Origin of the sequence: Yersinia fenwicki (assembly GCF_043099325.1) — a bacterium.
In the GTDB taxonomy this organism is placed as follows: Bacteria; Pseudomonadota; Gammaproteobacteria; order Enterobacterales; family Enterobacteriaceae; genus Yersinia.
Genome location: NZ_CP170755.1, coordinates 2,788,646 through 2,815,557 on the forward strand (window position 1 = coordinate 2,788,646; position 26,912 = coordinate 2,815,557).

Genomic DNA, 26,912 nt, shown 5'->3' on the forward strand with positions numbered 1-26,912 from the left:
TCCATCTTTTTAACATATAAAAAACACAATCCAATATATACCCACAAGGGTGACTGATATGAATAAGGCAATAGCCCTCGCAATGCTAATTTGCAGCATGGAAATATTTTCATCTCCGGTGATAGCCGCCGATGCCTGTGAAGTAGTTTTATGCCTATACGGTAAAACAACGGGTAACAGCGGCGGCAGGAATGTCATTCTGCTGAACAGTCTTTCTTTAAGATTGTGAAAAAGAACAGGCACGGCTTTATGCCTGACCATACCGCTGACCCAAGAAAATCATTTTTATTCGAATGCTCGTCGGAAAATCCGGCAATCATCAACCAGATCATCAGTAAATTTGGTCGCATCCGTGGTGGATAAAAGAGGATTATCATCATGACGAAACCCGGATTTATTCAACACCCCTGGTCACATCAGCGGGGTGATACCCTTCGCGCCGCCAGCATTATTCAGCGGATTGAAAAAGGGGCTATGCGCGGATGTGGACTTTATTACGAAATTTATCACTATCGCGTCATCAGTCAGTTATTGCCATTGCTCTGCACCCTGAACGCAACCGACAGGCTGACGCTCATAGAGGAAGCAAACAGACGCGGATTTAATCTGGATGAAACCAGTATTGAAGAGAGTCGCCAGAGTTATCAGGACACGCTGATTGAAATTCGTTATAGCGAATATTGAAGATAGAAACATCCCTCTCCGCGACAAAATACCCTGCCCGTAAATACTAACCGAAAAACCACCTGTATTTAGCAAAGGATGGCGAAGCAACCCCGCTGGGGCGTGGGCAAATTTCACAGGGAATTTGGGCAAGTCCGGCGCAGGGCGTGACGGGTTTAGGCTTTTTAATTCGTGCGCTCAGCAGGAATTAAAAAGTGGTGTGAGGCGAGTAAATTACATTTCGAAGAAATGGCTAATTTGCGTCACCGAACCCACCGGCGAGCGTTCACCCCCAAGTGAACCGAGCTGGCCGGGGGAGCCGAATAAATTTCGCCGCCCCAGCGAGCGAAAAGCTATCGCCCACGATAGCGGTTTATTTGGGGGGCACAGCCCCGCACACCGTCGTGGCTAAGTCTCCGGCCAAAAGCCGGTAGCGTGGCGCGACCAACCCCTTTAAAGGTCAGCTTCCCTTTTATTCACGCTGCGAGGAACGAGCAAAGGGAATAAAAAGGCGAAAGCGACCGTCTTAAAGGGGTTGGTCGCGCGTAGCGGGCGACGGTGTGCCGCCGTTGAAATTGGGGGTTTTGGCGCGGCGTCCAGTTGCGACATTACCCCCATGCGACAGGCAATAAGGGCGTCCAGCCCGCATGTACTGGCGCACGCCGTTTCGTGCAGGTAAGCATGCTTTCCTGCACATGGCCGCAACGCGGCCAACTTCTTCGTCCCTGACGTTCGCCCCGCCTTTTCGCCCGACACCGTGGGGCGAACCGATGGGGCGATGTCATGGGGCGAACTGCTGACGAAGGAGGCATCGTGATTTTGAATAAGCTGGCCGTTTCACTGTCGCTGATAGTGAATGGCGCGCTGAGCTTCATGGCTTTTATGCAACAGCATCAGCTGATGCTGGCGCTGTTATCGGGGCTGACGATGCCGTTTTTCGCGTCGATGAAAAGCGATGAACGGCAAAAAGCCCCGTTGTGGCAAAAGCTGATTATTGCTTTTTCCCTGCTGTGTTTTCTTTCCGGTACGATGGCCCCGATTGTTATCTGGATTTTCCAGTGGCTTTATCAAGGCCGGGTCGTCGACAGCATTCCGGTTCTGGCATGGCCGGTGCTGATTACCTTTACCGTAACAGGTTTTATTTTCCATATTCTGCTGCGTAGGGTATTAACCCCTGAATTAGACAAAATAAAGAAACGCCTCGTCAGGAAAACAGTGCTTGAACGGGAATTGCGCACCGATGTCCGCACGGTGAAATCACTGCTGCCGGAAACACTGCATTATGACCCGCTGGATTATATCGACCTGAACAAAGGGTTATTTATCGGCATTGACCGCGATATTCAGCCGATGTACCTGCCGTTAAAAGACTGGCAGAGACAACACGCGGATATTATCGGCACCACTGGGGCCGGTAAAGGGGTGGCCACCGGGATATTGCTTTATCAAAGTATTCTGGCTGGTGAAGGCGTATTTGTGATGGACCCCAAGGATGATGAATGGGTACCCCACCTTTACCGCAAAGCCTGCGAGGATGCGGGTAAGACTTTTGCCTTAATTGACCTGCGAAAACCCCAATACCAGCTAAACCTGATAGAAGAGATCACCGCCGATGAACTGGAAGAGCTTTTTGTTGCCGGGTTCAGCCTGGCAGAGAAAGGTCAGGAATCTGACTTTTATCGGATTGACGACCGGAAAGCGGCCCGAATAGCCGCGCAGTTTGTTAATCAACATGCCACCGCAACTATTCGTGATGTGTATAACGGCGACTACGTTCAGGGCATTGCAGATAAAATAAAAGCCTTCTTCGGGAAAATTGAAGAGCTGGCCCTACTCAATGCCATTAATGCCCCCACCGGATTTTCACTTAATACGATATTTGAGGAAGGCGGTTGCTGTTATGTCATCGGTTCGATGCGAAACAGCAAAATTATCACCGCGCAGCGCATGCTGCTGGTTCGCCTGTACCAGCTGGCAGAAAGGCGCGAGCGAGTGAAAGACGTGCCCCGTCCCATTGCTATTTATCTTTCCGAACTGAAATACCATTTATCCAGGCCCGCGCTGGAAGGTTTAGGCGCCGCACGCGATAAAGGCGTGCATATTATTATGGACCAGCAGTCGATTGCCGATTTAAAAGACTGCCCGGCAGATTTGAAAGGTGATGCCGTAGTGGGCGCGGTCGTTGAGAACGCCAAATTCAAACTGGTTTATCGCGTCATGGATCCAGATACCGCCGAATGGGTGGCAAGAATGTCCGGTACTATATTAGTCGATGATGAGGTCCGCAAAGCGAAAACCGACGCCGTGCTGACAGAGACTATCGACGATGAACGCACCATCAGGCAGGCCGAGCGTTTCTTTACCGACAGCAATATGATCCTGAACTTACCCGATTTTGTCAGCTTTATCTTTACGACGAGAACACTTCCCTCCGCCTCACTGATTTCCCCAATCAGGGTGAAAAAACGCGAACTGGAGATCAGTGCCGTGTCGCCCGCGATTACCGCCACCGCCGCAACGGTAAACATCACCCTGGATTTTAGCGAGGAGGAAACTTACCCCGGCCCCGCATCAAAGACGGATATCACCACAACGCGACCCGATCTTTTTTTTGATACGGATGAAAAAAACACGACAACACCGAATACCAACAAAGAAGAAAACCCGTCATTGCTGGATTTTTAAAGGGGGAATGATGCTGATCACCACATATAGCGAACGCCAGACGCGACACCGCGAAAAAATACAACGACTGCTGAATTTCCTGAAAGAAGAAACGTACAGTGACTTTAAAACACTGATGCTGCTGTTTGGCTTCAGGGATCATAAATCGCTGTATTCCCTTCTTTCAAAAGTCGAGGGAATGGGCTTAATAAAAAAGCATGTACTGGTATCGCGCACGATGAAAATTTCATTGTGGGGCATTACCAGTGACGGACTGGCCGTTGTGTTAACCCCCGACGATGCGATTTTCCCGGCGCGGTTTGAACCTTCAAAAATCACCGGCTGGACACTGGAGCATCACCTTGATAATCAGGTGGCCCGGATCACCCTTGAGCAAAAAGGCGCGTCAGGGTGGGTCAACGGCGATCGCACAACCTTCCTTAGCCGTTACCAGGTTAGTCACCGCCCGGACGGGCTGATCACCCTTCCCGGCGGCGCCGTGATCGCCATTGAGACCGAGCGTCGTCTGAAAACCAGAGCTCGCTACCAGTCGATAATCGCCAGCCATTTAGTGGCCCGGACCCGGAAAGACTGGATTTACGTTTTTTATATCGTGCCGGACCCGCAGAAAAAACTCGGCCTTGAACGGCTGTTTGACAGCATCAGGCACGTGACCGTTAACCATCAGCACATCCCGCTGGAAACTCGCCACCGGAATGTCTTTCGCATCTACACGCTCGACGAGTTGCAACGGCTCGATGTAGACCACGGCATATAGTTCTTCTGTATCACCACCAGCCCCAACCCGCAGCGCAATGACCGGAAATCATGCCCTTACGAAATACTCCCCAACATCAGAATAGACAGGACTCCAGAATGAACAGAGAAACTGACAGACTTTCTGACGTACTGATTGAAATGAGCGCAAAAGCGCTGGTGACATGGATGACGCATTCCGCATTGCAGGACATACCGCGCGAAGCATTACTGACTCGCGGCAGCGATTTTGTCTATGCTCTACAGGCAAGTTTTGTGCTGCTTCGTGATGTTCTGTCAGAAACGCTGGAAGATATTGAGCAGCAGAGCTATGACCTCGAAGAAAGACTGGATAATTTGGAACGGCGGCTGCTGGCACTCCGGGCAGATGTTAATCTGTATTAGTTCGATTTGATCTAACACCATAAGGCACAAGGCTAAACCTAATCTGACAGGCTGCTCTGTGCCAGATGCCGTCCTACTAGATACGGAATACAAGGTAAGCCGGTACTTGTACAAATCTGGCAGCACCATGCTTAACGGCTATGTCAGAATCAATAATATCTTTGACCGCGAGTACTGGTTCCGCGGCGTAGATACTAGCCCTTGTGACGTCAACCAGCGCCTAAGCGTTCAGTCACTGCAGGAAATAGCTATAAATTTTAAAAAATTCAGCCCGTCTGAACTGACGGACTATTTTACTGACCGCCAACAAATAAACCAGAATAACCAATCCCAATTTTTTTTATAATTGATGTCGCCAGTTCAATGTCCATTTCACATCTTGGGCTACTATTATTACTCTCTGCAAGATAACTAAAAATATCCTTTATTTTCAGCATTATATTATCAGGCAGTTTGTTTTTGAATGCCTTTATATTGATAGCAACTAAAATATCCTGACTAGTTAAATTTGGGAAAGATAAGTATTCCGATATTTTAATTTTGGAAAAAACAGGTTTTCTATCATGAGCAGAAACGGCAATGATAAAAGTTCGCAGTGACCATGATAGTTTCTTATTGGCCTCTGAGTAATTCTTTAGCATCTCGTAGTTATTAAGGATGTATTCTGCGACAAACATCGACACATTCATTTCCTGCTGATAGTTTTCTTTATAATTGAACTTAGAGAAAATGCATTCGAATATCTCATTTCCATAAATAGGCTGTGCTTCTTTAACCAAGTGTAGAGAGAATAAATCCCCATTGGTCATCATTTCGACCAATTTTTTTTCCGGGTACATGAAAAGAGAAACTGACTGCTCAGTAATGGATTTAACTGCAACCTCATCGTAAAGGCCGATTAAATCTATATCTGATGAAGCTTCTCTTTCATACCGCGCAGTGCTGCCAAAAATAGCCAATGCTTTCATAATGAATTGGGGGCCTGGAAGGCCCCTTTTTATCTCACAGTACTCTTACAGATGAGCGCACATTACCACGGTAACCTTCAAGGTCAACAGCAACATGCCAGTTTCCTTCATTTGGTATTTGAATCCGAGTAAGTGATTTCATAGCTAGCCCACCCAGATATTGATAACGCTGGCGGCTTTTATATCTATGGAAATTAATATCATCCATGACCCGAATATTAGCGGCATTTCCTTGCAAGGAGATTTCTACCACATCGCCCTTGTGACGATGATTTAAACTATAATGCTGAAAGTTCATAAAAGAACCTCTTATGTGTTGGCTGTTGACCAGAAGCTTCCGTCATGGCATTCTGATTAACAGCCTTTGGGTTAGGCACTTTCTTGGGGAAGTTAAGTGCTGAGTGCAATCATAAAGTGGATGCTTAATACAGCATCCACTTTACTTTTCCTTTCTTACGCCTTTGAATGGATCACCATCTGCCTTACCATCCATAAAGCGCCCTGTCTGCGTATCACGCTTAGTCCATGTCTCCGTCAATGGATTAAACACCTGTGAGCGCTGTTTAACCATTCCATTTCTATGTCCATCTTTCGGTGGGTTAGTAGCCATCTGGGCTGCTCCTAAAAGTTACCGGTGGGACCAATTCCCACTAGTCAGCTTTAATCTAAAATGCCGGCTGCCCTTTGTCAAGCACTTGCACATGGAAACATGCCATATACGAACCTATAAATCGATCTATAAGACTATCAAAATGATAACCATGTGAGCGATGGTTTGTGGTAGAATCTACTTAGAGTAGACATGAGGCTGATACCATGACCGATAAATCTTTTACAGACATACTAAAAAATGACCAGAACTTAGCTCTGAGATTAGCTTTTATTGATTTTTTATTGCTCTACAAAGGACAATTTTCCAGACTGGATATAACTAAAGAATTTGATGTTTCTGAAATTACCGCAACGCGCATAATTGCGGAATACAATTCTCTCAGAGAGAATAATTTCGATTATGATAAAAGCGAAAAGAAATTCATAATCAAGATTGACAGTTTTATTCCATTTGTGGACTTTAGTGTAGATGACGCACTAGAAATGTTAGCTGAAGGGTTTAACAAAAATAAGATAATCAACTCCAGAATCAACACGCCTTTCGAGAGAGTTGGTTTTATAAAATCAACTCTTAACTCAATTGAGGTTTCTAAAATCACCAGGGCAATGCTTAATAACAAAAAAATTCTCTGCAATTACGATTCAGCGTCCAGTAAAAACACAGACAGCAGATTACTCTCTCCACTGGCTATTTTATTTGATGGCAGGAACTGGATTTTCAGGGCTTACCATGAAAACGCCCCGTCACAACCCGCTGTTAGATATAAAAATTTTAATTTTTCCAGAGTTATTGATGTTTCTGAAACTAATGAAGATATAGAGAAAGAACATAGTCTTGACTATGACTCATTATGGAAACTTAACCTGCCTGTAGAGCTTGAAATTAATTCAATTCTTAATAAGAATGAAAAGGAACGAGTCGCCAGGGATTTTGGCATTCCTCGAAATGAAAATAAAATATTACTTACAGAAAGGGCAGCGTTAATATGGATAATCCTGAATCAATGGATGGTGCATTACAAAGAAAAAGGAGATAATAACATCTTCTATAATTTCGAACTAAAAAATCATGATATGCTTTTTAGGTATGGTGCAATTTCCTGATATTACCTCAAATCTAAAAGCCCGCATAACTGGACTGCACCCCAAAAGTTGGACACCCAACTGAGTAAGGTGCAATTTTTTATGGCGAAGCCAAAATATACCCTCGAAACCAGAATGGCTGTGGTCAGCCATTACCTCTACGGCAATGACGGGACACAACGGACCGCAGAACGTTTTGGTGTCGAAAGAACATCCGTTCGTCGCTGGGTCAGAGCCTGGCAATTACACGGTATTGATGGCATTACCTGGAAAAATGACCGCCATTCTCCGGCATTCCGGATTGCTGTTGTCCGGACTGTTCTCGGTGAAGAACTTTCAATGCGCGAAGCTGCCGCACGGTTTAATATCTCAAACGAGACCGTTGTCCGGCACTGGGTTAATGTCTACAAAGACGCTGGTGAGAATGGACTTCTGAGCATAAAACCCGGCCGGAGCAAAGGCATGACAAAACCCAAAAAAGCATCCCCACTTACCGATGAAGCGCTGGAAAAGTTATCTTCCGAAGAGCTGCGGGCTGAGCTCCGTTACCTGCGTGCAGAGAATGCCTACCTAAAAAAGCTAAAGGCCTTAGTTCAAAGCGAGAAAAACGGCAAAAAGCCGCAATAATCAGTGAGCTAAGGCGTAATTATGCGCTTAGTGACCTTCTGCGTGCAGCGGGGATGTCCCGCAGTACGTGGTATCACAATATGAACGCGCTGAAACGAGTGGACAGGCATGCCGGACTGAAAGACAAAATCAGAGAGATATACCACCATCATAAAGGGCGTTATGGTTACCGCAGGATCACGCTCTCACTGAGAAAGCAGGGGCTGCTGGTGAACCATAAAACAGTACAGCGGCTGATGGCAGAGGTGTCGCTCCGGTCGCTTATCAGGGTGAAGAAATATCGCGCCTGGAAAGGGGAAGCGGGCAAGGCAGCCTCCAACATCCTGAGTCGGGACTTCAGTGCATCAAAAGCCAACGAAAAGTGGGTTACGGATGTTACAGAGTTCTCGATACAGGGTAAAAAGTTGTACCTGTCACCGGTTCTCGATCTTTTTAACCGGGAAATCATCTCATACAGCCTGTCGGAAAGACCGGTGATGGAAATGGTGAATACCATGCTGCGTGATGCGTTCGCAAAGCTCAGTCCAGAAGATGCCCCGTTGTTGCACTCGGATCAGGGTTGGCAGTATCGAATGGCAGCCTATCAGGCAAAATTAAAGGCAAAGGGCATAACGCAAAGTATGTCGCGTAAAGGAAACTGCCTGGATAATGCAGTAATGGAGAACTTCTTCGGTACGCTGAAATCGGAGTGCTTTTTACCTGAGCCAGTTCGGGAGTCTCAGGGAACTGAGGGAGGCGATAGAGGGATATATCCATTACTACAACAACGAAAGAATAAGCCTGAAATTAAAAGGCCTGAGTCCGGTAGAATACCGAACCCAGGCCCTGAAAGCCGCTTAACATGAACTGTCCAACTTTATGGGGTCAGTCCACTTCTGGGTGCAGCTCTGAACGAATACGCTGAACGAATAGAGCTGCGACTTCCTCTATCGAGCCTAGGTATCTGATCACGTGGATTAGGTCAGCGGCATCCTTCCACTCTAGGCGTTGATCCAGAACCAGTGCTTTTCAAAATTACAAATGCTGGCACGTCCGTAAATCTCGCTATATCTGCTGATAGATCTTGTCGCCTGTCCTATAGCTGACAACGTGGAGCCTAGATGAAAATGTGGAGTGTCAGACTTTTCATCTGCTAATTAATGATATATTGCGCCATCAAATTTAGAGATATTCATGAAAAATCAGGTTGATATCAAACTCCAAAGATTGATAATGGCGCGGTATGACGCCGCGTTCGAAAATTGGAGTGAATGGAAATGGTTAGAAATCGGGCCTGGCGGCGCCACCATATATCTCGATTAAAATCCAAAAGAAAAACTATCGAACTGCGGTGGCAAAAACACCGAAAGTTGTAGGGGAAATTTACCAAGCAACTTGTTCATGTTCTTGTTATATTTGTGGTAATCAACGAATCAAACATGCAAGAACGCCGAGCAAAGTCTTGGCACACTGATTAATTTAGATTAAGTATTTAAGAAAATTGTCAGGCTAGTTTTGACACCAATGTATCTCCAAGCTGGAGAGAATGGTACCTAGGTCACTTTAGTATCGACAACCCCCTACAACATAGGCCAAAGCTGTGTAGTAGGGGGCTATCTCAACGGAAAGACTCAGACGAATCTCGCCAAGCATAATTCCCATGCATAGGGCAATCATACCTGTTAGCGCTGGTGTGTGCGGCTGCCAACAGCCATTAAGGGTGCCTGATGCGCTCCCTCTCAGTATACAGCGTTGCTAAGTTTCGCGTCCAGTTCCTTTGCAAAATCAAAGTCATTCCATTTTGTAAACCAATATTCATTTAATGAGATAATTCTTTTCACACAAGATTTATCAATACCATAACGAGAAAGCAAAGATTTTTTAAAAGAAACAGGTATGTAAGGACAAGCTATTAGATCCAACGTTAAGTGAACCATTTCAGATTCATTTAGAAGAGTATCAATTTTCATGCTATAAATGTTTTCAATATGAAGCAAAAGATGTTTCCTGACTCCATTATATCTTTTTTTGTCACTCATATAAAACAATAAAGAAGTAATAGAAAAGTAATTTAAGTTATCATCAAATGTGTAGGTGTCGCCATCAAAGCCAATATTAAAATATTTTATTAAGCTTTTCTCGCCTAGCCAATAATATTTACCAAGCTGCCTGATTAACACCAGCAAATACAAAGTTTCAATAGGTGTTGTTTTATCAACAGAATATTTGTCTAAAATAGAACACGAGTTATCGAATACGCATTTGAATACAATATGTTGATATTCCTCGCCTAATTTTTGATCTTTAACAAACATAATTACTTGCTGAATTATCCTGCATAATTTTATGGTGCTATTCACTTTCGGGGCAACTGCATATATAAAATATGTGAAATTCACCACAGATACAATAGCATTAATTAGTTGGCGGTCACCACTTTCCTCTTTTGATAGTTCTTTATAATCTTTAAAAAGTGTCTTGATTTTCCTTTCAATTATAGACAATGAATAGTTTAAGATATCCGAATATGTTATGCCTGATACAGAAAGTATCGATTTAAAGTCGGTAGATAAACTATTTTGATGTATATAGACATTGCCTTTATTTGAATTTTCGTCTAAAGAATCATTGTCAATGATGTTATAAGATATTCTTTCAGATATCAAATTCGCTATTTTTTTCTTGGCAATAGTTATGGGAGTTATTATTGGCCGGGAAAACTTCTCTTCTTTATATTTATTCAAACTTAGCTTGTAAGTTTTTAAATTTGTCTGCGCACTTATTCTAATTTTATTGAACACATCATCATCATTATAAAAAATGAAATAGTCATCGACATAGCGATATATTTGGTAATCTCCCCCAAGAACTAAACCCTCTTTATTAAGATCATTAATTATATTGTTATCCACTGACTGCATTATTATCTCTGCAAAAATTCTGGATAATTCCGGTCCAATTATTATGCCATTTGTTTCGTTGTAGTTAGACCTCTGCATTAATTGATCAAATTTAAATGGGAATGTCGATTTTGTCTTATTTAACTGTTGTTTTGCATAATTTTTTTGCAAAACAGCCCATGAAATTGAATGGGTATATATTGAATCAAAACAGTTCGATACATCTAATTTAGAGAGGAAATTAAAACGTTTTTCACACCAATGATGATCTTCAGATTCATAAAACTCAAAAATATTACGATATTTCTTATAAACAAAAAAAGATTTTAAATTTTCATAATCCTGACCTTCAACCTCAATACTTAAATCTTCTTTCTCAAAACTTTCAATAAGAGACTTGGAATCGATGTAAGTACAACCAGCGACCCTTTTTGCTGATCTGAGGCTGAGTGGGCTAACATTAGAATAGTATGTTATTAAATCTTTATAATTTCTATAAAAATCAACACCTAATAACTGCCCCTTAGGATGCATTAGAGACAAGTATCTGTATTCTTTATGTTTATGCGAAATTGGAAAAGTAAAGGCAATACTAGGCAGTTTAGCATGCTCGATATTTGTTTTAATATAACTAATGCCATCAACAACTATTTCAACTGTTGCAGTGCCATTTTCAAGCCCCAATAAAAGTAGTATTAAACTATTTAAACAGTCATCTCTCTTTAACCATATAAAATTCAATCCATCATGTTTTATTTGATACTTAACAATAAAGTTATAAAAATGTCTATTTGAAAAAATAATAGGAACTTCATATGGTAAAAAATCGGAAAGAACTACTCGTTCTATAGGGAAATTTATAGATAATGCTTTTTTAGACATGTGACCATCCCTTAGATATCTCGCTAAATTCGATGAAACTAAATTTCCTGAAAACTTTATCTTCAAAACCTTTATTAAAAGAAAATCTACTAATTCTTTTTTTAAGTTTCTGATCTTGCAATCCATTTATTTTATTCGACAAATAAGCATCTAATCCACTTAAGTCAGATAAATCAGTTATGAATCGATTGCTAAAATATATGCCAACAAAAGCTTTTGACTTACTATTATAAAGCCGAGTATTTCCGGTAAGAAACTTCATTCTAAGCAAAATATTTTTTGCTGCTCTCTTCGGTGTTTTACTAACACTCTGATTATATTCATCAAATGTTTTATCAATTCGACCTCTAATTTTTTGAACTTTATTAGAACTCATTTTTATACTACAACCTCCAGCTGTTAGCTGAAATTTATATCCTAGATATTCAAAGTTTTTATTAGTTTGTGTAAATAAATCCAATTCTTTTGTTTTATTATTTAGGAACAAGCCACGATCATTTATAATATTAGTGATTTTGGGGAGATAGTCATCTGTATTCCCCACTTTATTTGGCGAGAAAACTACTATCAAGTCATCTACAAATCGTTCATAATAAGTAACATCTGGTAAGGTTCTTATTTTATCATCTACAACACTCATATACAGCTCAGATAAATACGAACTTATGCCTACACCACGAGGCACCCCTTTATCTAATCCAGTTAAAACCTGATATTTTCTAATTAGCTGAGTAATCACCCGACGTGGAGGAACAGATAATTTAGGTGATGAATGTAACATATCTAATAAAGACTTATGATTTATAGATTCATAAAAACTTTCAACATCGGCCCTAATTATATACTTTGGACTCATTTCCTTAGCCAAAGCGCTTAGGCGACTGATAATCAGATCCCTATTATTTGATTTTATTGTATATAATGCGCTTAAAATACACTTTATTTGCCGAGACACAAATAATTCTTCAACTGAATTTCCAATTGAATATACACTTTTATTTTTCACTTGTTGTGGCAATAACGTCAAAGGTAACGTGTACCCTTTTACACTGACATTACTTGCAATAATCTTCAACTTTTCATTTACTTCATTATTATATTGTTCTTTCCTTAGTTTAATATGCGCATTAATTATATTTTCCTTTTCTTCAAATTTAGCAGCGCTAATCTGACCACTTTTAAGTCTTCTTGAGTGCCAGTAAATAAAAGCTTTTAACCTTATCATTTTCTTCCTAATTTTATATGCATCAGGAAAGTGTTCAACTTCTATAGTACCTTTGTTTTTCCTATCTAGGTCGTATATTCTTCTAAAATTTTTTGCTGAAAAAGACTGATCAATCATTTTCAATCTCCTTTATGATCAATATTACGAAAAATTTTTCTACCGTGATTATCATCGTTTTTCACCGTCAGAACGTTCCCGGTCAATCTTTATCAACCGAGTATTAAGTTGATGTTCTGTCATTCCATGTTTGTATGCATTGTATTACCAGATCACAAACTGCTGTTTGAACCTCCGGTTCTCTTCCTTAAGCTCTTCTCTATAAGGAATTGAGCCAGAGCATGCCGTATTTCTGCTCCCGAGCCTCAAATGCGTGGCGGCCCCCTTCAAGCACATCGCAAATTGCTTTGCGCATGCTGTTTGGTGCGTCATGATCGCCGTACTCCAGTGCCCCTGCACGGTAACTGATCACCTCTTCATCGTTTGTGGCAATTATCACCTGTTCCGCATCACAGTTCACCACTAGGTTAGCGTTATGAGTCACTATGATGACCTGACGGTACTGTTTGATTTTCCGGAACAGCGGCACCAGATTGTACATGATGAAATCGTTATCCAGATCATCCTCCGGCTGGTCGAAGACAAAAGGTGAGCCAAACGCATCCGTAGCCAGTTTGAGACAGACGTAAAAGGTTCCGCGCTGACCGGCAGACAGTTTCTCGACGGTTTTTCCCTTGTATTCAAACTCTGCCCTGACGCTCAGGTATTGCTGGATATGTTCCGGGTTGAATAGGAAGCTCAGAAGGGCATATGGTCCCGGGCTGTTAAAGTACTCAATGCGCCACAGAAATTCTTCAATGGTGAGTTTCCTGTCTGGGCATTCCGGCAGTGCCATTACAGGAGCGTTGGAGAGCAGTGCATGTAAATCAGCAATGGTTTGCACTTGGAACACATCGCGTAGCCTTTCAACAGATGTCAGTTCAGCGGAAGCCCTGAACCGGCCGCGGTTCATATGATCCAGCAAGCCGCTGTAAAACGCCGCTACATCAAAATGCGGCCGGCCGTAAATACGAATGTCCGTCAGAATATCTCGGATCAGCGCCTGCTGATCTTCAGTCAGGTGTGGTCTGGTGGACAGAGAGCCATAAGCAGTATCGATAATTTCCTGCCTTGTCAGCAGCGTGTCAATAAACGCGGTAGCCAGTACGCCTCGCTGGAGTAATTCCTGCTGATACTGTGTCTCCCGGGCGTCAATAGTGCCCAAGTGTTCATCTGCACGATCCGCCTGCAGCTGATATTCCTGCACCTTCTCCAGTAATCCAGCGATATCCTGCCCTACCCCCTGCTCCTGAAACGATGAAATGATACGGCGATCATCCTCGGCAAGCCGGGCTGTATGCTCGTCAATGCTGGCCAGCTTTGTCCCGACGGCGGCATCAATCAATGACAGATCAGGGTACGGGATAACCGTGCCGTCATCGACGGCAGCATTGACGGCGTCAATTTTTGTAATTAGATCCCGAGCGACGGTTTCAATCGCTGTTTGCAGCCCGGTGGCGTGTTTTCTTGCCTGTGTCAGGGTGGCCTGCCGGCCGCTGTTGTCACGAAATCGCGCGATCAGCTCCCTGTTACGGTTGCTGGTCAGGACATCAATTTTTTCCCGGGCCGTTCTCGCCATGGCTTCCTGAAATGACCGCGTATTGATCGGCTCATCACGCTCATTTTTAAAGGTAAGAAACTCACGCCATGCGCGCCAGGCACTGAGGTTTTCGTTCAGCTGAATGCCCGTACTGCCGGCCTCATGGTGAGGAGACAGTCGCAGCATTTTTTTAATCTCGTCGCTGATAAGACCGGGTTCCTGGCAGAGTTTTTTGATCTCGCCCTGCGATACGTGAAGGTATTCATATCCTTCTGAATGTGCATCAAAGCGCACCTTTTCCCCGTTGGCCTTGTCCAGTTCAACGCAGAGATTCTGCACATTCACCGCACGTTGCTCACTTCCTCTGGTGGCGGCTCCGGCAAACCGGGAGCGAAGCGCATCGAGGAGCAGACTTTTTCCGGTTCCCCGGCCTCCGATAATGGCGACCATGTCCTGGCTCAGGGGGATTGCCAGTTGCCGGAAACGGATCTCCTGCCCGTCAAAAATTGTCCCTTCCACCTCGATCTTACTGAAGTGGGCCTTGGGTGTGCGAGTGGCTAGCCAGTCATCCCCTATCCTCAGTCGAGACTCGGGTTCAAGTAGGGCCTGCCGGAGTCCCTCAAAAGTCGGCATCGCCTTTACCCACGTATAACGCCCGCCAATCTGTGCCATGCTGTGCGCGTCCGAACACAGAAAGACGGGTTTGATTGTGGCGCCGGGATAACGGTCGGTCCGCAGGTAAAATGCACGATCGGCGGCACCACCGAAAATTATTTGTCCCTGGCGGTCAATCTCGGTCGCGGCGGCTACGGACCGTCCGGTGCCCCCCGGACGATATCCGCCGTAACCGTTGGGGCACACTGCAATTAGAAAATCCTGGAATGGACGCAGCGCGGAATTAAGATGGGAAGTCAGCTCTGACAGTGCAACAGTGATGGTATCGACACCGTGCCCGCTGTCGCCAAGGCTTTTCTCACAGCAGTAGACATTCTTCCCCTCACCATCCGTCAGCCTGATCGGCAGGCGGGAAAGGGCTTCATTGATGCGCTCGGTTGAGAGCTTTTCTGAAAAGAGAATATGGATGTTATTGAACTGGTCATCCCGGTTCTGCTGATCGAGACGGAATTCCACGTTGGCAAGTACCGTGATCGCCAGCCCCTGCCGGGCAATCTCCTCCCGGATGATTTCCAGTTCGTTCTGCCGGAAATAAAAGTAGTTCGTCACAGCGATGAGGGACAGCTGATGCGCCCCCAGCGTGCCAACATAATTCTCAATATCATCCGGAGTATAGCTGTTGGCCAGCCATGTCAGGGGACTGTGGATGTGTAAATCCCATTTATTCCATTGTGAGCCTATCACCGGCGTATCCTTCATACAGAAAGTGTCTCCGCCATCTTAATGAGGTTGAAACGTCCCGGCTACGTGATTAACGCACTCGCGTGAAGCAGATTTGATCTGGCGCGCTTTTTTCGTTTCCTGAGGGCAGAAAAATGAAGTGACCCGTTCCCCGTTGAACAACACATATGGATGTTAATCACTTCCGCTTTTGGCACACAGCGGACCGTTTGCTTTGCATCGAATGTTTAATCTTTTATTTCATCAAATGGCCCTCCGCTTCATCTTTCACGCCAGCACTTCAGGTTGAACGGTTACCGGGATCACGACTCCGTAATTACCTATTTTTCTTTTTTAATATTTTTTCCGCCAATTCTGCACCAATTTTACCTTTCATTGCTTTCAATATTTTTAAAAGAGTAAGTTCATTCTTGTTACGAAACTTCCTTTTAACGTAAAACTCTTGATATTCCTCAGGCAATATCTCTGATAACAGATATCTTTTCATTAATTCAATTGGTTCAATTAATAAACCTTTCGCTTGTTCTTCATTCAAAGCAGGAAGCATTAAGAAGAATAAAGGGTTTAAACGCTCTGTTATTGCGATCAAACGTTTTAAATAATGTTGCGGAACACCTCTTATTGCGAAATGCGGTGCCTGCTCAAATTCATTTAGAAAGTCGATTGCTTCACGCTTTGAAAAGAATAAAGGCATTACATCTCTTCCATTATGTTTTTGTGCAAACTTGTAGTATGAACCTGAAACATTATCTTCCTCTCTTTCCATCAAAATCCAAAAAGGCTCACCGATCCAGTCTTTTGTAGGTAAAATTGAATTTATCAAATAATCAGCAACCAAAATGTTAAATCTTGGTAAATCTTCAGTTTTCAACAAAGTAATGCCATGTTTTTCAGCGTATTCTTTTGCACCACTTTGGTAACCAGACTTACTAACTATAACCCCAATAATATTTCCAATATCAGTAATTTTGTTGCAAAATGGCATAATAGTATCACGATCAAGCGGGCGATTGTGATATTTGCACTCTATCGCTACACGATGTATAAAGCCTGCATTTTCAAATTGGTAAAATACATCAATTTGATATTCACCTTTTAATCCTTTAAGGATAACATTACGACTAACTTCCACTCCATTATCTCGAGGGTTAAGCAAGGTCGAGTAGACATATTGGGTATAACTTTCTAAATCATTCCAATTTTTAAGCATTGACATTGCTCCCTAATAAAATCATTAAAATAGAGTGCCTGTTGTACTCTATTAGTATATGCTCTGCTAATTATGATAACCATAATATTATACTTCTACCGAGGAACTTTAAGTTCCTTCAGGAAAATGTCTGACATAGCCGGAAATAGTTTTTACTTCTCATAGTTTCACCCCTCATTTACCACATTGGCTGCACCTATACCGACTTCAGCTTTCTCATGCTCTTCTCGTTAACAACGTCCGCTTCAGGCACATGCTGTGTGAAAACTCTAACTACAAACTATAGGACGTGCGTCTACGCGAGAACTGCGATTTGTTCCCTGGTAAGAACTCGCAGATTTAACTTAAATACGCTGGTTTTGTCTCGCATTCGGTTATTGCTTTGAGCTAAGCCGGTTTTCACACAGCCTGAGCACAGAGCAGACTGCCCTTGTAGATACGATCATAGTAACGATCACCAAATGCACGAGACCGCTCAAATCAGTTTTATATAACCAACTTCGATTGGTGGTCATTTTGGTGGTCTTGACAGGATAAGAATTTAAGTTTAGTTTGCTTATTAGCCAGTTACTGGCAAAGGCGATCCCAGTCAGAGGAGCCAAATTTAGAGAAGCCTGCTTAAGGAAACTTAGGCAGGTTTTTTGCTTTTTATGTACCCGCCCAAATTTTTCTATGATTCTGATACAACAGGTTAGTGTGATAAATCTACCCGCGGCGTTTTCAGTTTTCCCTCCGAAAAGGATGAATTTGGTGGTCAGATTTGGGGTCAGGTTGGTTCGATGACGGAGTGACCCTAAAATGTCTCTTAACGACTCAAAAATCCGCAGTCTCAAACCTTCTGATCAACCCTTCAAAGTTTCCGATTCTCACGGTTTGTACCTGCTGGTTAATCCAGGCGGTTCACGTCTCTGGTATCTCAAATATCGTATCAATAGAAAAAAATCCCGCCTCGGCTTAGGTGCCTATCCCGACGTGCCTTTGGTTGATGCCCGTCAATAGCGTGATGGTATCCGCAAGTTGCTGGCGCAGAATATCAATCCAGCACAACAGCGCTCTGCTGAAAGAGCCACTTCCTCGCAAAAAAACTTTCAAGTTTGTGGCGCTGGACTGACATAACAGTAACCGAACATGGTCAGAGAATCACGCAACTCGTCTGTTTGCCAGATTGAGAACAACACGGCAATAAACCTGGACGGCATAATCGCGCTTCACGAGGGCATCCGCAACGTTGTTCTATGTAGCTATTTCTAACGTATTGATGCTCAAATACCTAAGTTGAGCAACTGTTCACAAAAACTTTGCCCCGGCACGAACGATGTGCGGGGCAACAGATTCAGCACCATCAGGATATCCGTCGACATAAGAAACTCCCCCTAACCTGCCACTTCTGTATAAATATTCTGCCACATTTGTTCTACAAGCTATCGGTCACTTTACACCACTCGTCGCGTCGTATTTGAGGGTGGATTCTGACGAATACTCATAACGTTGCACTCAGAACTAAAACCGACCTATACATTTGAAACCGATAACTCGTCTGAGGATTGGATAATACGTACCTTACCACTCAGAGCAAATGCTGAAATGATGGTAAATAGCAACGCGATACAGCCAAGGATCAGGTAAGCAATTTTGAAGCCGTAATTGACGTACATCACCCCTGCCACATAGGACATACCGATGGCAGATAGCTGCTTAAAGAAGCAAAAACCCCACAAGTAAATCGATGCTGAGAGATTAACGTTAAACTGGGTAGTAATATATTTGAAAATGCCCACCAGCAGGAATGGTACCTCAAACATATGGAGTGTCTTCAGAATTATTACTTCTGTAACTGAGTCTGCAAGTGACGAGCCGATTATCCGCGTTGACATAATCACTCCGGCAATTAGAAGCGCATTTTTGCCACCAATGCGGTTAATGATCAATGGTGCAAAGAACATAATAAACGCATTAAGAAATTCTCCCAGTGTGGTGACATAGCCAAACGCCTGAGTGCCGGTGTGCCGATTGCTAAAAAATGAGGTGAAGAAGTTGGCGAATTGCTGATCAAAGACGTCATATACGCAGGCAACTCCGACGATATACATCACCAGGCACCAGAATTTGCGCATTTTCAACAACCCCAGTGCCGCTTTAAGTTTGATGGGCTTATGGTTCAGCGCCAAACCATCAGCCACCGCCAGCGTATTACTTTCTTCCGGTTTGAACAGATATAGCAAACCGGCCAATACCAGCGAGAAGCTCGACGCCAGCCAGAACGCGAACTGGTTATTAATGGTAAACATATAGCCAACGATCGAGGCACAAATTGCCCAGCCGATACAACCAAACAGGCGCGCGCGACCATACTCAAACTGACTGCGGCGGCTCACTTTCTCGATATAGGCCTCTATAGCCGGCGAACCACCGCTGCAGACCAGTCCGAGATAAATACCACACAACAGGGCTCCTACAAAAAAGTGACTTTGCAGCAGCGGTGAGAAGACATAAATAAACAGAGGGGCCAGAAACAGCAGCAGGAAAATGATCATCCACAACAGATGTTTCTTCAGGCCAAACTTGTCTGTCACGAAGCCAAAAATTGGCTGAAATACCAGTGCAAACAGCGCCATGCTAGCAAAAACTATTCCGGTTTGTTGCTGATCGAGCAGGTTGACGTCATGCAACCAAATCGGAAAAAACGGGAGTATCGCGCCCATGATAAAGAAATAGAAAAAACAGAAGGCACCGAAAATCCAAAAGTTCCTGTTTTTTAAGTAGAACATAGCTCACCTTCCCATTGGTAGCAGCGCGGAAAGCTCCGCGCCTTGTGAGTTATAAGGAGGTATCAGGTCAGTAAGGCGATTAATGGTAGGCTGGAAGCCAGCTGCCATGCGCTTCAATTAGTTCGTCGCATAGCTTGCGGATGTCATCGATTGAAAGCTCTGCAGAAGTGTGCGGGTCGAGTAGAGCAGCATGGTAGATGGCTTCGCGTTTGTGCGTAACCGCAGCTTCGACAGTCAGCAGCTGTGTATTGATGTTAGTACGGTTCAGCGCTGCCAACTGCTCCGGCAAGTTGCCGATATAGCATGGCGTAACACCCTGTGCATCCACCAGACAAGGAACTTCGACACAGGCTTCTGAAGGTAGATTGGTGATCAAACCAGTGTTGAGCACGTTACCGCCAATTTTGTAAGGCCGATCGGTTTCCATCGCTTCTATGATGTAAGAAGCATATTCATGGGTACGGCTGTGAGTCAGGCTGGTGTCATGGGTCAGCTCCACTTTCTGCTGCTGCCATTGCTCAATCTGCTCGATACACCGGCGCGGATATTCATCCAGCGGGATATTGAATCGTTCAATCAGTTCCGGGTAGTTACGTTTGATCCAGTAAGGCATGTACTCGGCATTATGTTCTGACGATTCAGTCACGTAATAGCCGAAAGTTTTCATTATTTCATGACGCACCATATCATCATGCTTGCCTTGTAGAGCGCTTGCGCGACGCTTAATTTCCGGGTACAGATCTTCGCCGTGACGACGAATGTCCAGCAGCCAGGCCATATGATTAATACCCGCGATATGAAATTGCACATCGTCGGTTGGCATATCCACACTTTTCAATAGCGTTTCAGCACAAACCTGAACACTGTGACAAAGCCCCACTGTTTTCACTTCAGTATGACGCAACATGGCTCCCGTTATGGTGGCCATAGGATTTGTGTAGTTCAGTAACCAGGCGTCCGGACAGACTGCTTCAATATCCCGTGCGAAATCAAACAGCACTGGTATGGTGCGCAGCGCACGGAAGATACCGCCAATACCCAGCGTGTCGGCGATAGTCTGCTGGAGACCATATTTCCGGGCAATGGTAAAATCGGTTATGGTGCAAGGATCGTAGCCGCCGACCTGGATGGCATTCACCACGTAATTAGCGTTTTTCAGTGCCGCACGTCGGTTCTCAACACCAAGGTAAGCGGTGATATTCGCTCTGCCTGCATTAGTATTAATGTTGATATTATTCAACATGGCGAGTGATTCATTGAGACGGGCGCTGTCGATGTCGTACAGTGCGATTGCCACCTCTTTCAACGCCGGTGTCGCCATGATATCCCCCAGTACGTTCTTGGCGAAAATGGTGCTGCCTGCGCCCATAAATGTCACTTTAATCATTGTATTTCTCCATTCTTGCTGTTTTCGATATGCAGAATGTACGCTGTGGCGTGAACATGAAATATGGCTAAATGTGATATTGTTATGGCGAAAAATGATGTAACGAAGAAAGTGTGAGCCAGCTCTGAATCTGACTAGCACACAGTAATTTTACTGGAGACCTCGCTGATAACGTGGGTGAAAAATAGAGGCCATGGCTGATGCACAAGACTTTTATCCTAAATCATACCGACAATATTGAATTGAATCTGTACCAGTACGGGGAGGAGACTTGCAATAAGGGACACAGTTTTGGTCCCGCTGTCCGCCAGCATTATTTATTTCATTATGTGATAAGCGGGACCGGTATTTTATACAGCGAATACGGCACTTTTCCTGTCGTCGCAGGGGAAGGATTTCTGATCCACCCGCATGATGTGACAACCTACTGCGCTGATAAACGGGATCCCTGGCATTATATATGGCTTGAGGTAGATGGGCTGATCGTCGCCAAAATTTTCGAAGACTGTCATCTGAGTCGTCAATTCCCAGTTTATCGGCCCAACTTGAATAAAGACAACACCAGCGCCCAAGGGTATCTACGGCAAATTATCAATCATGGCGATGAACACCAGTTGAAGGTGCAGGGACTGTGTTATCTTTTCTTTTCAACGCTAATCAGCAATACGCTTCAGGGTAGCGCTTCCCCCCATGATGAGAAGGCGAAACATATACGAAAAGCGGTTAAAAAAATTGAAAACCGCTACCACGAACATCTGACGGTTGATAGTCTGGCTGACTACTGCAATATCAATCGCAGCTACCTATGCAGGCTGTTCAAAAGTGCCTACGGTATTGGCCCTAAGGAGTATTTGCTTAATTTTCGCATGAGCATCGCCGTCAGCCTTCTCAGCAATAGCAATACGGCGATCAAAGTGGTGGGAATTTCGGTAGGCTATGAAAACCAACTACATTTCTCTAAAGCTTTCAAGAAAGTGCACGGCCTATCGCCAGCTAAATGGAGGCAAAAAAACCTGTAATTATACTTATTCTAGTTCCACACCCTTTTTCAGACTTCCAGTTTCTCAACCATCAGCCTGTACTCTTTCGGCGTCAGATTATTCAGGGATTCATGAGGCCGTTCGCTATTATATTCAGTCAGCCAACGCTCGGTAATTTCCCGTGCTTCATTCAGTGTCTGAAATAGATAAAATCCAGGTTTTCTGTCCGGTATCCGGTTGAGCTTTCAACAACAGCATTCTGTGTAGGCTTACACGGCTTGATAAACTCCAGCATCAGCGAGATCAACGCTGGGCTGTGATCAATTCGCATGTCTAGCGCATATGCCCGATTTGCCACTATGGCCTGCTGCTCATATAAGAAATTTTTGCCTTAGTCTATTGCATCCTCTTTCGACTTTTATCCCATTTGCTATACTGCGAAGCATTGAAATATAGATAATTAACAGAACGCAACGCCAGATATCGTTGCGGATCTCCGATGTCAATAGTAGTTTTTCGGCAAAGGCAGGCGATTGTGAATAGAGTTAACATGTTGGGTTATCGCTATATGGTAGGTCTGCTTTTAATTGGTTCACTGTTTCAGCCAGCACGGGCAAATGTATCTGATCCGCTTCTCGCTCCCACGGTCGCTGGCGATACGCCGATTAATCGTAGCGACAATCAAGCGCGCGGTATTTTGGTCGCAGTCGATCAAGCAACTCTCTCCAGTGACCAGTCGGGACGCATTGTAGAAATACCATTCAAGGAAGGAGAAGCATTCAATAAAGGCGACGTATTAGTTCGTTTTGATTGCGCCATTTATCAGGCCCAGCTCAGCGCCTCACAAGCCGCAACGCGCGCAGCACAGGCGGAATTGAATCAAAACCAGCAACTGGCACAACTGAAATCCGTCGGTAAACACGCCGTGGCACTCTCTGCCGCCCATTTCACTCAAGCCCAGGCTGAAAGTCAGGTATATCAGATTCAAGTCAACCGCTGCCACATAAATGCCCCCTTTGACGGACAAGTGGTTAAACGCCGCGCACAGACTTACGAGAGTGTGGCGCAAGGTACGCCACTGCTGGATATAGTGAATAACCGCCATCTGGAAATTAATTTGCTGGTTTCGTCACGCCTGCTGTCAGTGCTAAAACCCGGTTTAACCTTCACTTTCATACCCGACGAAACGGGCAAACCACTGCAAGCTACAGTGGCAAGGCTGGGCGCGCGTATTGATGAGAGCAGCCAGACCCTCGGTCTGACCGGATCCCTTGCACATCCCGATCAGAGCCTGATGGCTGGAATGAGTGGTACTGCGCAGTTCCCGGAGGCGAAGTGACTAGCGTCGCCTCACCCACCTCGACCAGTGCAGCAGTATTCGCCCGTTTTCTCGATGTTGAAAGACAGGCTCGTGCCGCCGCTACCAGCGAAGAGCTGGCCTACTGCATCGTCAACGATAGCCAACCGCTATTTGGCTTTCGTCATGCTGCACTGATCATCAATGGTCGCGTACGCGCAGTGACTGGCGTCACTCAGCCTGCTCCGCATGCGCCGTTTGTCGCGTTCATCGAGCGTGCTTGTACTCAATTACAAGCAGCAGATAAAGACAGGTTTAAGCAATGTTCGGTGATCGAAGCCATACAGCTTGATGAGCAGAGCCGTAGCGACTGGCAAACATTATCCGCCCCCGAAGCCTTGTGGTTGCCGCTAAACGATCGTCAAGGAAAACCTTTCGGTGCGGTCTGGCTGGCGCGGGAGCAGCCATGGCACAACGCCGACCGGGTACTAGCAGAACAACTTGGCGACGCCTTTAGCCATGCCTGGCTGGCACTTGAACCACAAACTGCCCGCTGGCGTCCGCGCCGGACGAGCTGGAAGATTGTCGTGCCGCTACTGCTGATACTTGCTTGCCTGTTTATTCCAGTACGTCAGTCTGTGTTGGCCCCAGCGGAGGTGGTACCCTATCAAGGCAGGGTAGTGGCTGCCCCACTGGATGGCGTGATTCAATCTTTTGTTGTGCAGCCGAACCAAAGCGTCCATCAGGGCGATGTGCTGGTACGCTTCGATGACACCACCCTAAAAGCACAAGCCGATGTGGCTGAGCGTGCGCTCAATGTCGCCGAAGCAGAATATCGCGCCAGCTCACAGCGTGCATTTCAGGATGCTGATTCAAAAGCACGTTTGGATTTTCTCGCCGCGCAAGTGGCACAAAAGCGCGCCGAGCGAGATTATGCCACCGCCCTGCTTGGTCGAGCTGAAATTCGTGCCGACCGTGACGGTATCGCTGTGTTCGCAGACGCCAACCGCTGGGCAGGAAAACCCGTGCGCACCGGAGAACGGCTGATGGAGCTGGCAGACCCGATGTTGGCCACGTTACGTATAGAGTTGGATGTGGGCGATGCTATCCAACTGCAACAGAATGCGCCTATTACGCTGTTTCTGGACAGCGATCCACTGACACCCCATGCGGCACAGTTAGAACGTATCGCCTATGAATCTGAGCAGACACCAGCGGGTAATCTGGCTTACCGGCTAGATGGTCGGCTTATCAATGCACCGCCTCGTATTGGTTTGCGTGGTACTGCCAAATTGTCAGGCGAATACGTTCCGTTGGCGGTTTATCTGTTCCGTCGCCCGCTGGCTGTGATCCGTCAGGCTATCGGGCTATGACCCCGCTATTACCCGCATTGCGTGCCGATTTACAGTTATCCAAGTCCGCTCCCGGCATTAACGGTGCGCCGCAGTGGGTACTGGCAGATCCGGTAACCGGACGCTATTTCAATCTGTCACCGTCTGCCATCCGGCTGTTACGTCATTGGGCACTACGTCATCCTCAGCAGGTCCTCTCCGCCGCCAATCAGGAACCCGGCCTGCCGCTGCAGGTAAAGGAACTAGAACAGTTGTTGCAGTTTTTGCGTCAGCACGATTTGGTTAGTTCCTTGGATGCCGAACAGCGTCAGCGCTATCTGGATAAAGCCCGTACCATGCGCATCAGCTTGTGGAAACGCGTGCTGCATCAATATCTGTTTTTTCGTATCCCCCTGTGCCGTCCAGATCCGATACTCAACCGCTGCTGGCCTTGGCTACAGCGCTACGGGCGTCCTTTTCTTATTGGTATCTTTCCGCTGTTGTTGATATTGGGCCTGTTTCTGGTCAGCCGTGATTGGGTGCGCTACACCCACTCCTTCCCGCATCTGTTCAGTTTGTCTGGCATGGCAGTATTTGGCCTGTCATTGGTGTTTGCCAAGTTCATTCACGAGCTGGGTCATGCTTTTATGGCAAAACGTGCTGGCTGCCGAGTGCAGAGCATGGGAGTGGCCTTTATCGTCTTGTTTCCCTTGTTCTATACCGATGTAAGTGATGCATGGAAACTCAAAGATCGCCGCTCACGCCTGTTGATCGGTGCTGGCGGAATTCTGGCTGAACTACTGCTGGCCGGTATCGCACTGCTAGCGTGGGCCTTGCTGCCCGACGGTCCGGCACGTACCGCAGCATTTATGCTCTCCAGCGCCACGTGGATCACCACACTGGCGGTGAACCTGAACCCACTAATGCGTTTTGACGGTTACTTCTTACTGAGCGATTTTTGGCGTGTGGAGAACTTGCAAGAGCGTGCCTACTCCCTGTGTCGTTGGCGACTGCGCGAAAGTCTATTCGGCTATGGCCACCCGCCACCGGAAACCTGGTCACCTAACCTACAACGCAAGCTGCTTATCTGGGGTTACGCCTCATGGATCTGGCGTTTCTTCCTGTTCTTTGGTATCGCACTGGTGGTGTACCATTTCTTTATCAAAGTGATCGGTATCGGGCTGATGTTGATTGAGATTGCCTGGTTTATCGCACTGCCAATTCTTAAAGAAGCTTATACTTGGTGGTCTATGCGTTCATCCATACATAGTGCAACCCTGCTGCGCGCGGCACTGTTGTTCCTGCTGGTGATGTTTATCCTGATCTATCCCTGGCGCGGTAGCATGCGCATCCCTGCAGTGCTAGAAGCCGCCAATGTCAGCACCCTATACTCACCGTTGCCGGCCCAGGTAAAAAATCTGTACGTCACCGATGGTCAGCGGGTCAATGCCGGGGATATTCTCCTGGAACTGAGTTCAAACGATCTGGATTACCGACTCGATATCGAACGCCAGCGTATTGCTATGTTGCAACAGCAATTACGGCGCGGCGCGGCACGACAGGAAACCGCCAGCGAAACTCAGGTATTCGATCGACAATTGGCCGAGTCGCTGGCACGGTATCGCGGATTGGAAGCACAGCGCCAACGTTTATCGCTGCGCGCGCCGCAAGCCGGTGTGGTGCGGGATGTTGCACGGGATATGACTTCTGGGCGCTGGCTCACTGCTGATACACCGCTGTTGAGAGTGGTCGACCCTCTACAGGGGCAAGTCAGTGGTTATATTCCGGAAGATTACCTGACGCGTGCCCAAAAAGGTATGAACGGCGTCTTCCTCGCGGACGACCCGGCATTTCCGCGTCAGGCGGTGCGCTTACAGACGATTGCGCCTACAGGCAGCGCTTACCTGCAACAGGAAATGCTGGCTTCTGACCGCCATGGCCCCATTGCCGTACGCCGCGACAGTCAGCAATATCCCCAACCGGTGCAGGCACACTACAGCGTGCGTTTCACCCTGACGTCGGCAACATCGTTACCACAGCAACCTTTACGTGGCAGCGTTATTTTACAAGGCGAGAAAGAATCGTTGTTAGGTGCAATATGGCGGCGCATCGCAGCATTAGGAATAAGAGAGAGCGGATTTTAATCCTCAATATATAAGTAGTCATTTTATACATTTATTTTT

The 26,912-nt window shown here is 45.6% G+C and carries 18 protein-coding genes and 4 pseudogenes; 12 read left to right on the forward strand and 10 right to left on the reverse strand.

The genetic code is table 11. The features are described from left to right. Positions 1-58 precede the first annotated feature (58 nt). From ACF3VQ_RS12850 to ACF3VQ_RS12870, 5 genes and pseudogenes are all read left to right on the forward strand, one after another. Positions 59-363: pseudogene (locus ACF3VQ_RS12850) on the forward strand (TrbM/KikA/MpfK family conjugal transfer protein). 15 nt (positions 364-378) lie between these two features. Then, on the forward strand, positions 379-684 hold the full coding sequence (locus ACF3VQ_RS12855; RefSeq protein WP_392431343.1) for a hypothetical protein: 306 nt from the start codon (positions 379-381) through the stop codon (positions 682-684). A gap of 792 nt (positions 685-1,476) precedes the next feature. Beyond that, positions 1,477-3,348 carry a type IV secretory system conjugative DNA transfer family protein gene (locus tag ACF3VQ_RS12860; RefSeq protein WP_392435571.1) on the forward strand — a complete coding sequence of 624 codons (1,872 nt, stop codon included), beginning with the start codon at positions 1,477-1,479 and terminating at the stop codon, positions 3,346-3,348. A 10-nt stretch (positions 3,349-3,358) separates the two neighbouring features. After that, positions 3,359-4,105, forward strand: a complete 747-nt coding sequence (gene mobC / locus ACF3VQ_RS12865; protein ID WP_050915008.1) for a MobC family replication-relaxation protein — start codon at positions 3,359-3,361, stop codon at positions 4,103-4,105. A 98-nt stretch (positions 4,106-4,203) separates the two neighbouring features. After that, positions 4,204-4,488 carry a hypothetical protein gene (locus ACF3VQ_RS12870; protein WP_392431344.1) on the forward strand — a complete coding sequence of 95 codons (285 nt, stop codon included), beginning with the start codon at positions 4,204-4,206 and terminating at the stop codon, positions 4,486-4,488. A gap of 293 nt (positions 4,489-4,781) precedes the next feature. Here ACF3VQ_RS12870 and ACF3VQ_RS12875 read toward each other — a convergent pair whose 3' ends face one another. The 3 genes from ACF3VQ_RS12875 to ACF3VQ_RS12885 all read right to left on the reverse strand — a co-directional run bounded on the left by ACF3VQ_RS12875 (position 4,782) and on the right by ACF3VQ_RS12885 (position 6,066). Then, positions 4,782-5,456, reverse strand: coding sequence for a hypothetical protein (locus tag ACF3VQ_RS12875; RefSeq protein ID WP_392431346.1), 675 nt, complete (start codon positions 5,454-5,456; stop codon positions 4,782-4,784). Positions 5,457-5,490: 34 nt separating this feature from the next. Continuing rightward, positions 5,491-5,754, reverse strand: a complete 264-nt coding sequence (locus tag ACF3VQ_RS12880; protein ID WP_100675220.1) for a DUF1883 domain-containing protein — start codon at positions 5,752-5,754, stop codon at positions 5,491-5,493. Between the two features lie 141 nt (positions 5,755-5,895). Further along, positions 5,896-6,066 (reverse strand): hypothetical protein, encoded by a 171-nt coding sequence (locus ACF3VQ_RS12885; protein ID WP_169804715.1) that lies wholly within the window; start codon positions 6,064-6,066, stop codon positions 5,896-5,898. Positions 6,067-6,272: 206 nt separating this feature from the next. Here ACF3VQ_RS12885 and ACF3VQ_RS12890 point away from each other — a divergent pair, with 206 nt between their 5' ends. Both ACF3VQ_RS12890 and ACF3VQ_RS12895 read left to right on the forward strand, forming a co-directional pair. Beyond that, complete coding sequence (locus ACF3VQ_RS12890) at positions 6,273-7,172, forward strand: WYL domain-containing protein (RefSeq protein WP_064360485.1); 900 nt, start codon at positions 6,273-6,275, stop codon at positions 7,170-7,172. An 81-nt stretch (positions 7,173-7,253) separates the two neighbouring features. Further along, positions 7,254-8,618 (forward strand): annotated as a pseudogene (locus ACF3VQ_RS12895) (IS3 family transposase). 878 nt (positions 8,619-9,496) lie between these two features. Here ACF3VQ_RS12895 and drt3b read toward each other — a convergent pair. The 4 genes from drt3b to ACF3VQ_RS12915 form a co-directional block, all read right to left on the reverse strand. Further along, entirely contained in the window at positions 9,497-11,539 is a 2,043-nt protein-coding gene (drt3b, locus tag ACF3VQ_RS12900) for an antiviral reverse transcriptase Drt3b (protein WP_392431348.1), read from the reverse strand. Further along, complete coding sequence (gene drt3a, locus ACF3VQ_RS12905) at positions 11,532-12,881, reverse strand: antiviral reverse transcriptase Drt3a (protein WP_392431350.1); 1,350 nt, start codon at positions 12,879-12,881, stop codon at positions 11,532-11,534. Before drt3a ends, drt3b begins: the two co-directional genes overlap by 8 nt. 199 nt (positions 12,882-13,080) lie before the next feature. Next, a complete protein-coding gene (locus tag ACF3VQ_RS12910; protein ID WP_392435572.1) occupies positions 13,081-15,759 on the reverse strand; it encodes a TrlF family AAA-like ATPase in 2,679 nt (892 codons plus the stop codon). Between the two features lie 313 nt (positions 15,760-16,072). Continuing rightward, on the reverse strand, positions 16,073-16,966 hold the full coding sequence (locus ACF3VQ_RS12915; RefSeq protein ID WP_392431352.1) for a restriction endonuclease: 894 nt from the start codon (positions 16,964-16,966) through the stop codon (positions 16,073-16,075). A gap of 798 nt (positions 16,967-17,764) precedes the next feature. Between ACF3VQ_RS12915 and ACF3VQ_RS12920 the strand changes: the two are divergent. After that, positions 17,765-18,074, forward strand: a pseudogene (locus ACF3VQ_RS12920) (Arm DNA-binding domain-containing protein); the annotation flags it as partial. 403 nt (positions 18,075-18,477) lie between these two features. Here the strand turns inward: ACF3VQ_RS12920 and ACF3VQ_RS12925 are convergent. Together ACF3VQ_RS12925 and ACF3VQ_RS12930 are read right to left on the reverse strand one after the other, a co-directional pair. After that, the gene (locus ACF3VQ_RS12925) at positions 18,478-19,734 is read right to left on the reverse strand and encodes an MFS transporter (protein ID WP_392431354.1); all 1,257 of its coding nucleotides are present in this window, start codon (positions 19,732-19,734) and stop codon (positions 18,478-18,480) included. A gap of 79 nt (positions 19,735-19,813) precedes the next feature. Then, a complete protein-coding gene (locus ACF3VQ_RS12930; protein WP_392431355.1) occupies positions 19,814-21,121 on the reverse strand; it encodes an alpha-glucosidase/alpha-galactosidase in 1,308 nt (435 codons plus the stop codon). Between the two features lie 200 nt (positions 21,122-21,321). On the opposite strand from ACF3VQ_RS12930, the gene ACF3VQ_RS12935 reads away from it, so the two are divergent. Continuing rightward, the gene (locus ACF3VQ_RS12935; protein ID WP_392431357.1) at positions 21,322-22,140 is read left to right on the forward strand and encodes an AraC family transcriptional regulator; all 819 of its coding nucleotides are present in this window, start codon (positions 21,322-21,324) and stop codon (positions 22,138-22,140) included. Between the two features lie 29 nt (positions 22,141-22,169). On the opposite strand, the pseudogene ACF3VQ_RS12940 reads toward ACF3VQ_RS12935, so the two are convergent. Next, positions 22,170-22,462, reverse strand: a pseudogene (locus ACF3VQ_RS12940) (transposase); the annotation flags it as partial. Positions 22,463-22,669: 207 nt separating this feature from the next. Here ACF3VQ_RS12940 and ACF3VQ_RS12945 point away from each other — a divergent pair. Genes ACF3VQ_RS12945 through ACF3VQ_RS12955 form a run of 3 tightly spaced genes read left to right on the forward strand, consistent with a single transcriptional unit; the run spans position 22,670 to position 26,873 of the window. After that, complete coding sequence (locus tag ACF3VQ_RS12945; protein WP_392435574.1) at positions 22,670-23,440, forward strand: efflux RND transporter periplasmic adaptor subunit; 771 nt, start codon at positions 22,670-22,672, stop codon at positions 23,438-23,440. Further along, the gene (locus tag ACF3VQ_RS12950) at positions 23,437-24,771 is read left to right on the forward strand and encodes an efflux RND transporter periplasmic adaptor subunit (protein ID WP_392431359.1); all 1,335 of its coding nucleotides are present in this window, start codon (positions 23,437-23,439) and stop codon (positions 24,769-24,771) included. The genes ACF3VQ_RS12945 and ACF3VQ_RS12950 overlap by 4 nt, the downstream gene beginning before the upstream one ends. Then, positions 24,768-26,873: an HlyD family efflux transporter periplasmic adaptor subunit gene (locus tag ACF3VQ_RS12955; protein WP_392431360.1), complete on the forward strand. Its 2,106-nt coding sequence runs from the start codon at positions 24,768-24,770 to the stop codon at positions 26,871-26,873. The genes ACF3VQ_RS12950 and ACF3VQ_RS12955 overlap by 4 nt, the downstream gene beginning before the upstream one ends. The last annotated feature ends 39 nt before the right edge of the window (positions 26,874-26,912 follow it).

Excerpts from the sequence above, each read along its gene's own strand:
- drt3b (WP_392431348.1), bottom strand. The coding sequence starts at position 11,539 with ATGTCTAAAAAAGCATTATCTATAAATTTCCCTATAGAACGAGTAGTT.
- mobC (WP_050915008.1), top strand. The coding sequence starts at position 3,359 with ATGCTGATCACCACATATAGCGAACGCCAGACGCGACACCGCGAAAAA.
- ACF3VQ_RS12870 (WP_392431344.1), top strand. The coding sequence starts at position 4,204 with ATGAACAGAGAAACTGACAGACTTTCTGACGTACTGATTGAAATGAGC.
- ACF3VQ_RS12855 (WP_392431343.1), top strand. The coding sequence starts at position 379 with ATGACGAAACCCGGATTTATTCAACACCCCTGGTCACATCAGCGGGGT.
- ACF3VQ_RS12890 (WP_064360485.1), top strand. The coding sequence starts at position 6,273 with ATGACCGATAAATCTTTTACAGACATACTAAAAAATGACCAGAACTTA.
- ACF3VQ_RS12885 (WP_169804715.1), bottom strand. The coding sequence starts at position 6,066 with ATGGCTACTAACCCACCGAAAGATGGACATAGAAATGGAATGGTTAAA.
- ACF3VQ_RS12935 (WP_392431357.1), top strand. The coding sequence starts at position 21,322 with ATGCACAAGACTTTTATCCTAAATCATACCGACAATATTGAATTGAAT.
- ACF3VQ_RS12880 (WP_100675220.1), bottom strand. The coding sequence starts at position 5,754 with ATGAACTTTCAGCATTATAGTTTAAATCATCGTCACAAGGGCGATGTG.
- ACF3VQ_RS12955 (WP_392431360.1), top strand. The coding sequence starts at position 24,768 with ATGACCCCGCTATTACCCGCATTGCGTGCCGATTTACAGTTATCCAAG.
- ACF3VQ_RS12930 (WP_392431355.1), bottom strand. The coding sequence starts at position 21,121 with ATGATTAAAGTGACATTTATGGGCGCAGGCAGCACCATTTTCGCCAAG.
- ACF3VQ_RS12875 (WP_392431346.1), bottom strand. The coding sequence starts at position 5,456 with ATGAAAGCATTGGCTATTTTTGGCAGCACTGCGCGGTATGAAAGAGAA.
- ACF3VQ_RS12945 (WP_392435574.1), top strand. The coding sequence starts at position 22,670 with ATGGTAGGTCTGCTTTTAATTGGTTCACTGTTTCAGCCAGCACGGGCA.
- ACF3VQ_RS12915 (WP_392431352.1), bottom strand. The coding sequence starts at position 16,966 with ATGCTTAAAAATTGGAATGATTTAGAAAGTTATACCCAATATGTCTAC.
- drt3a (WP_392431350.1), bottom strand. The coding sequence starts at position 12,881 with ATGATTGATCAGTCTTTTTCAGCAAAAAATTTTAGAAGAATATACGAC.
- ACF3VQ_RS12925 (WP_392431354.1), bottom strand. The coding sequence starts at position 19,734 with ATGTTCTACTTAAAAAACAGGAACTTTTGGATTTTCGGTGCCTTCTGT.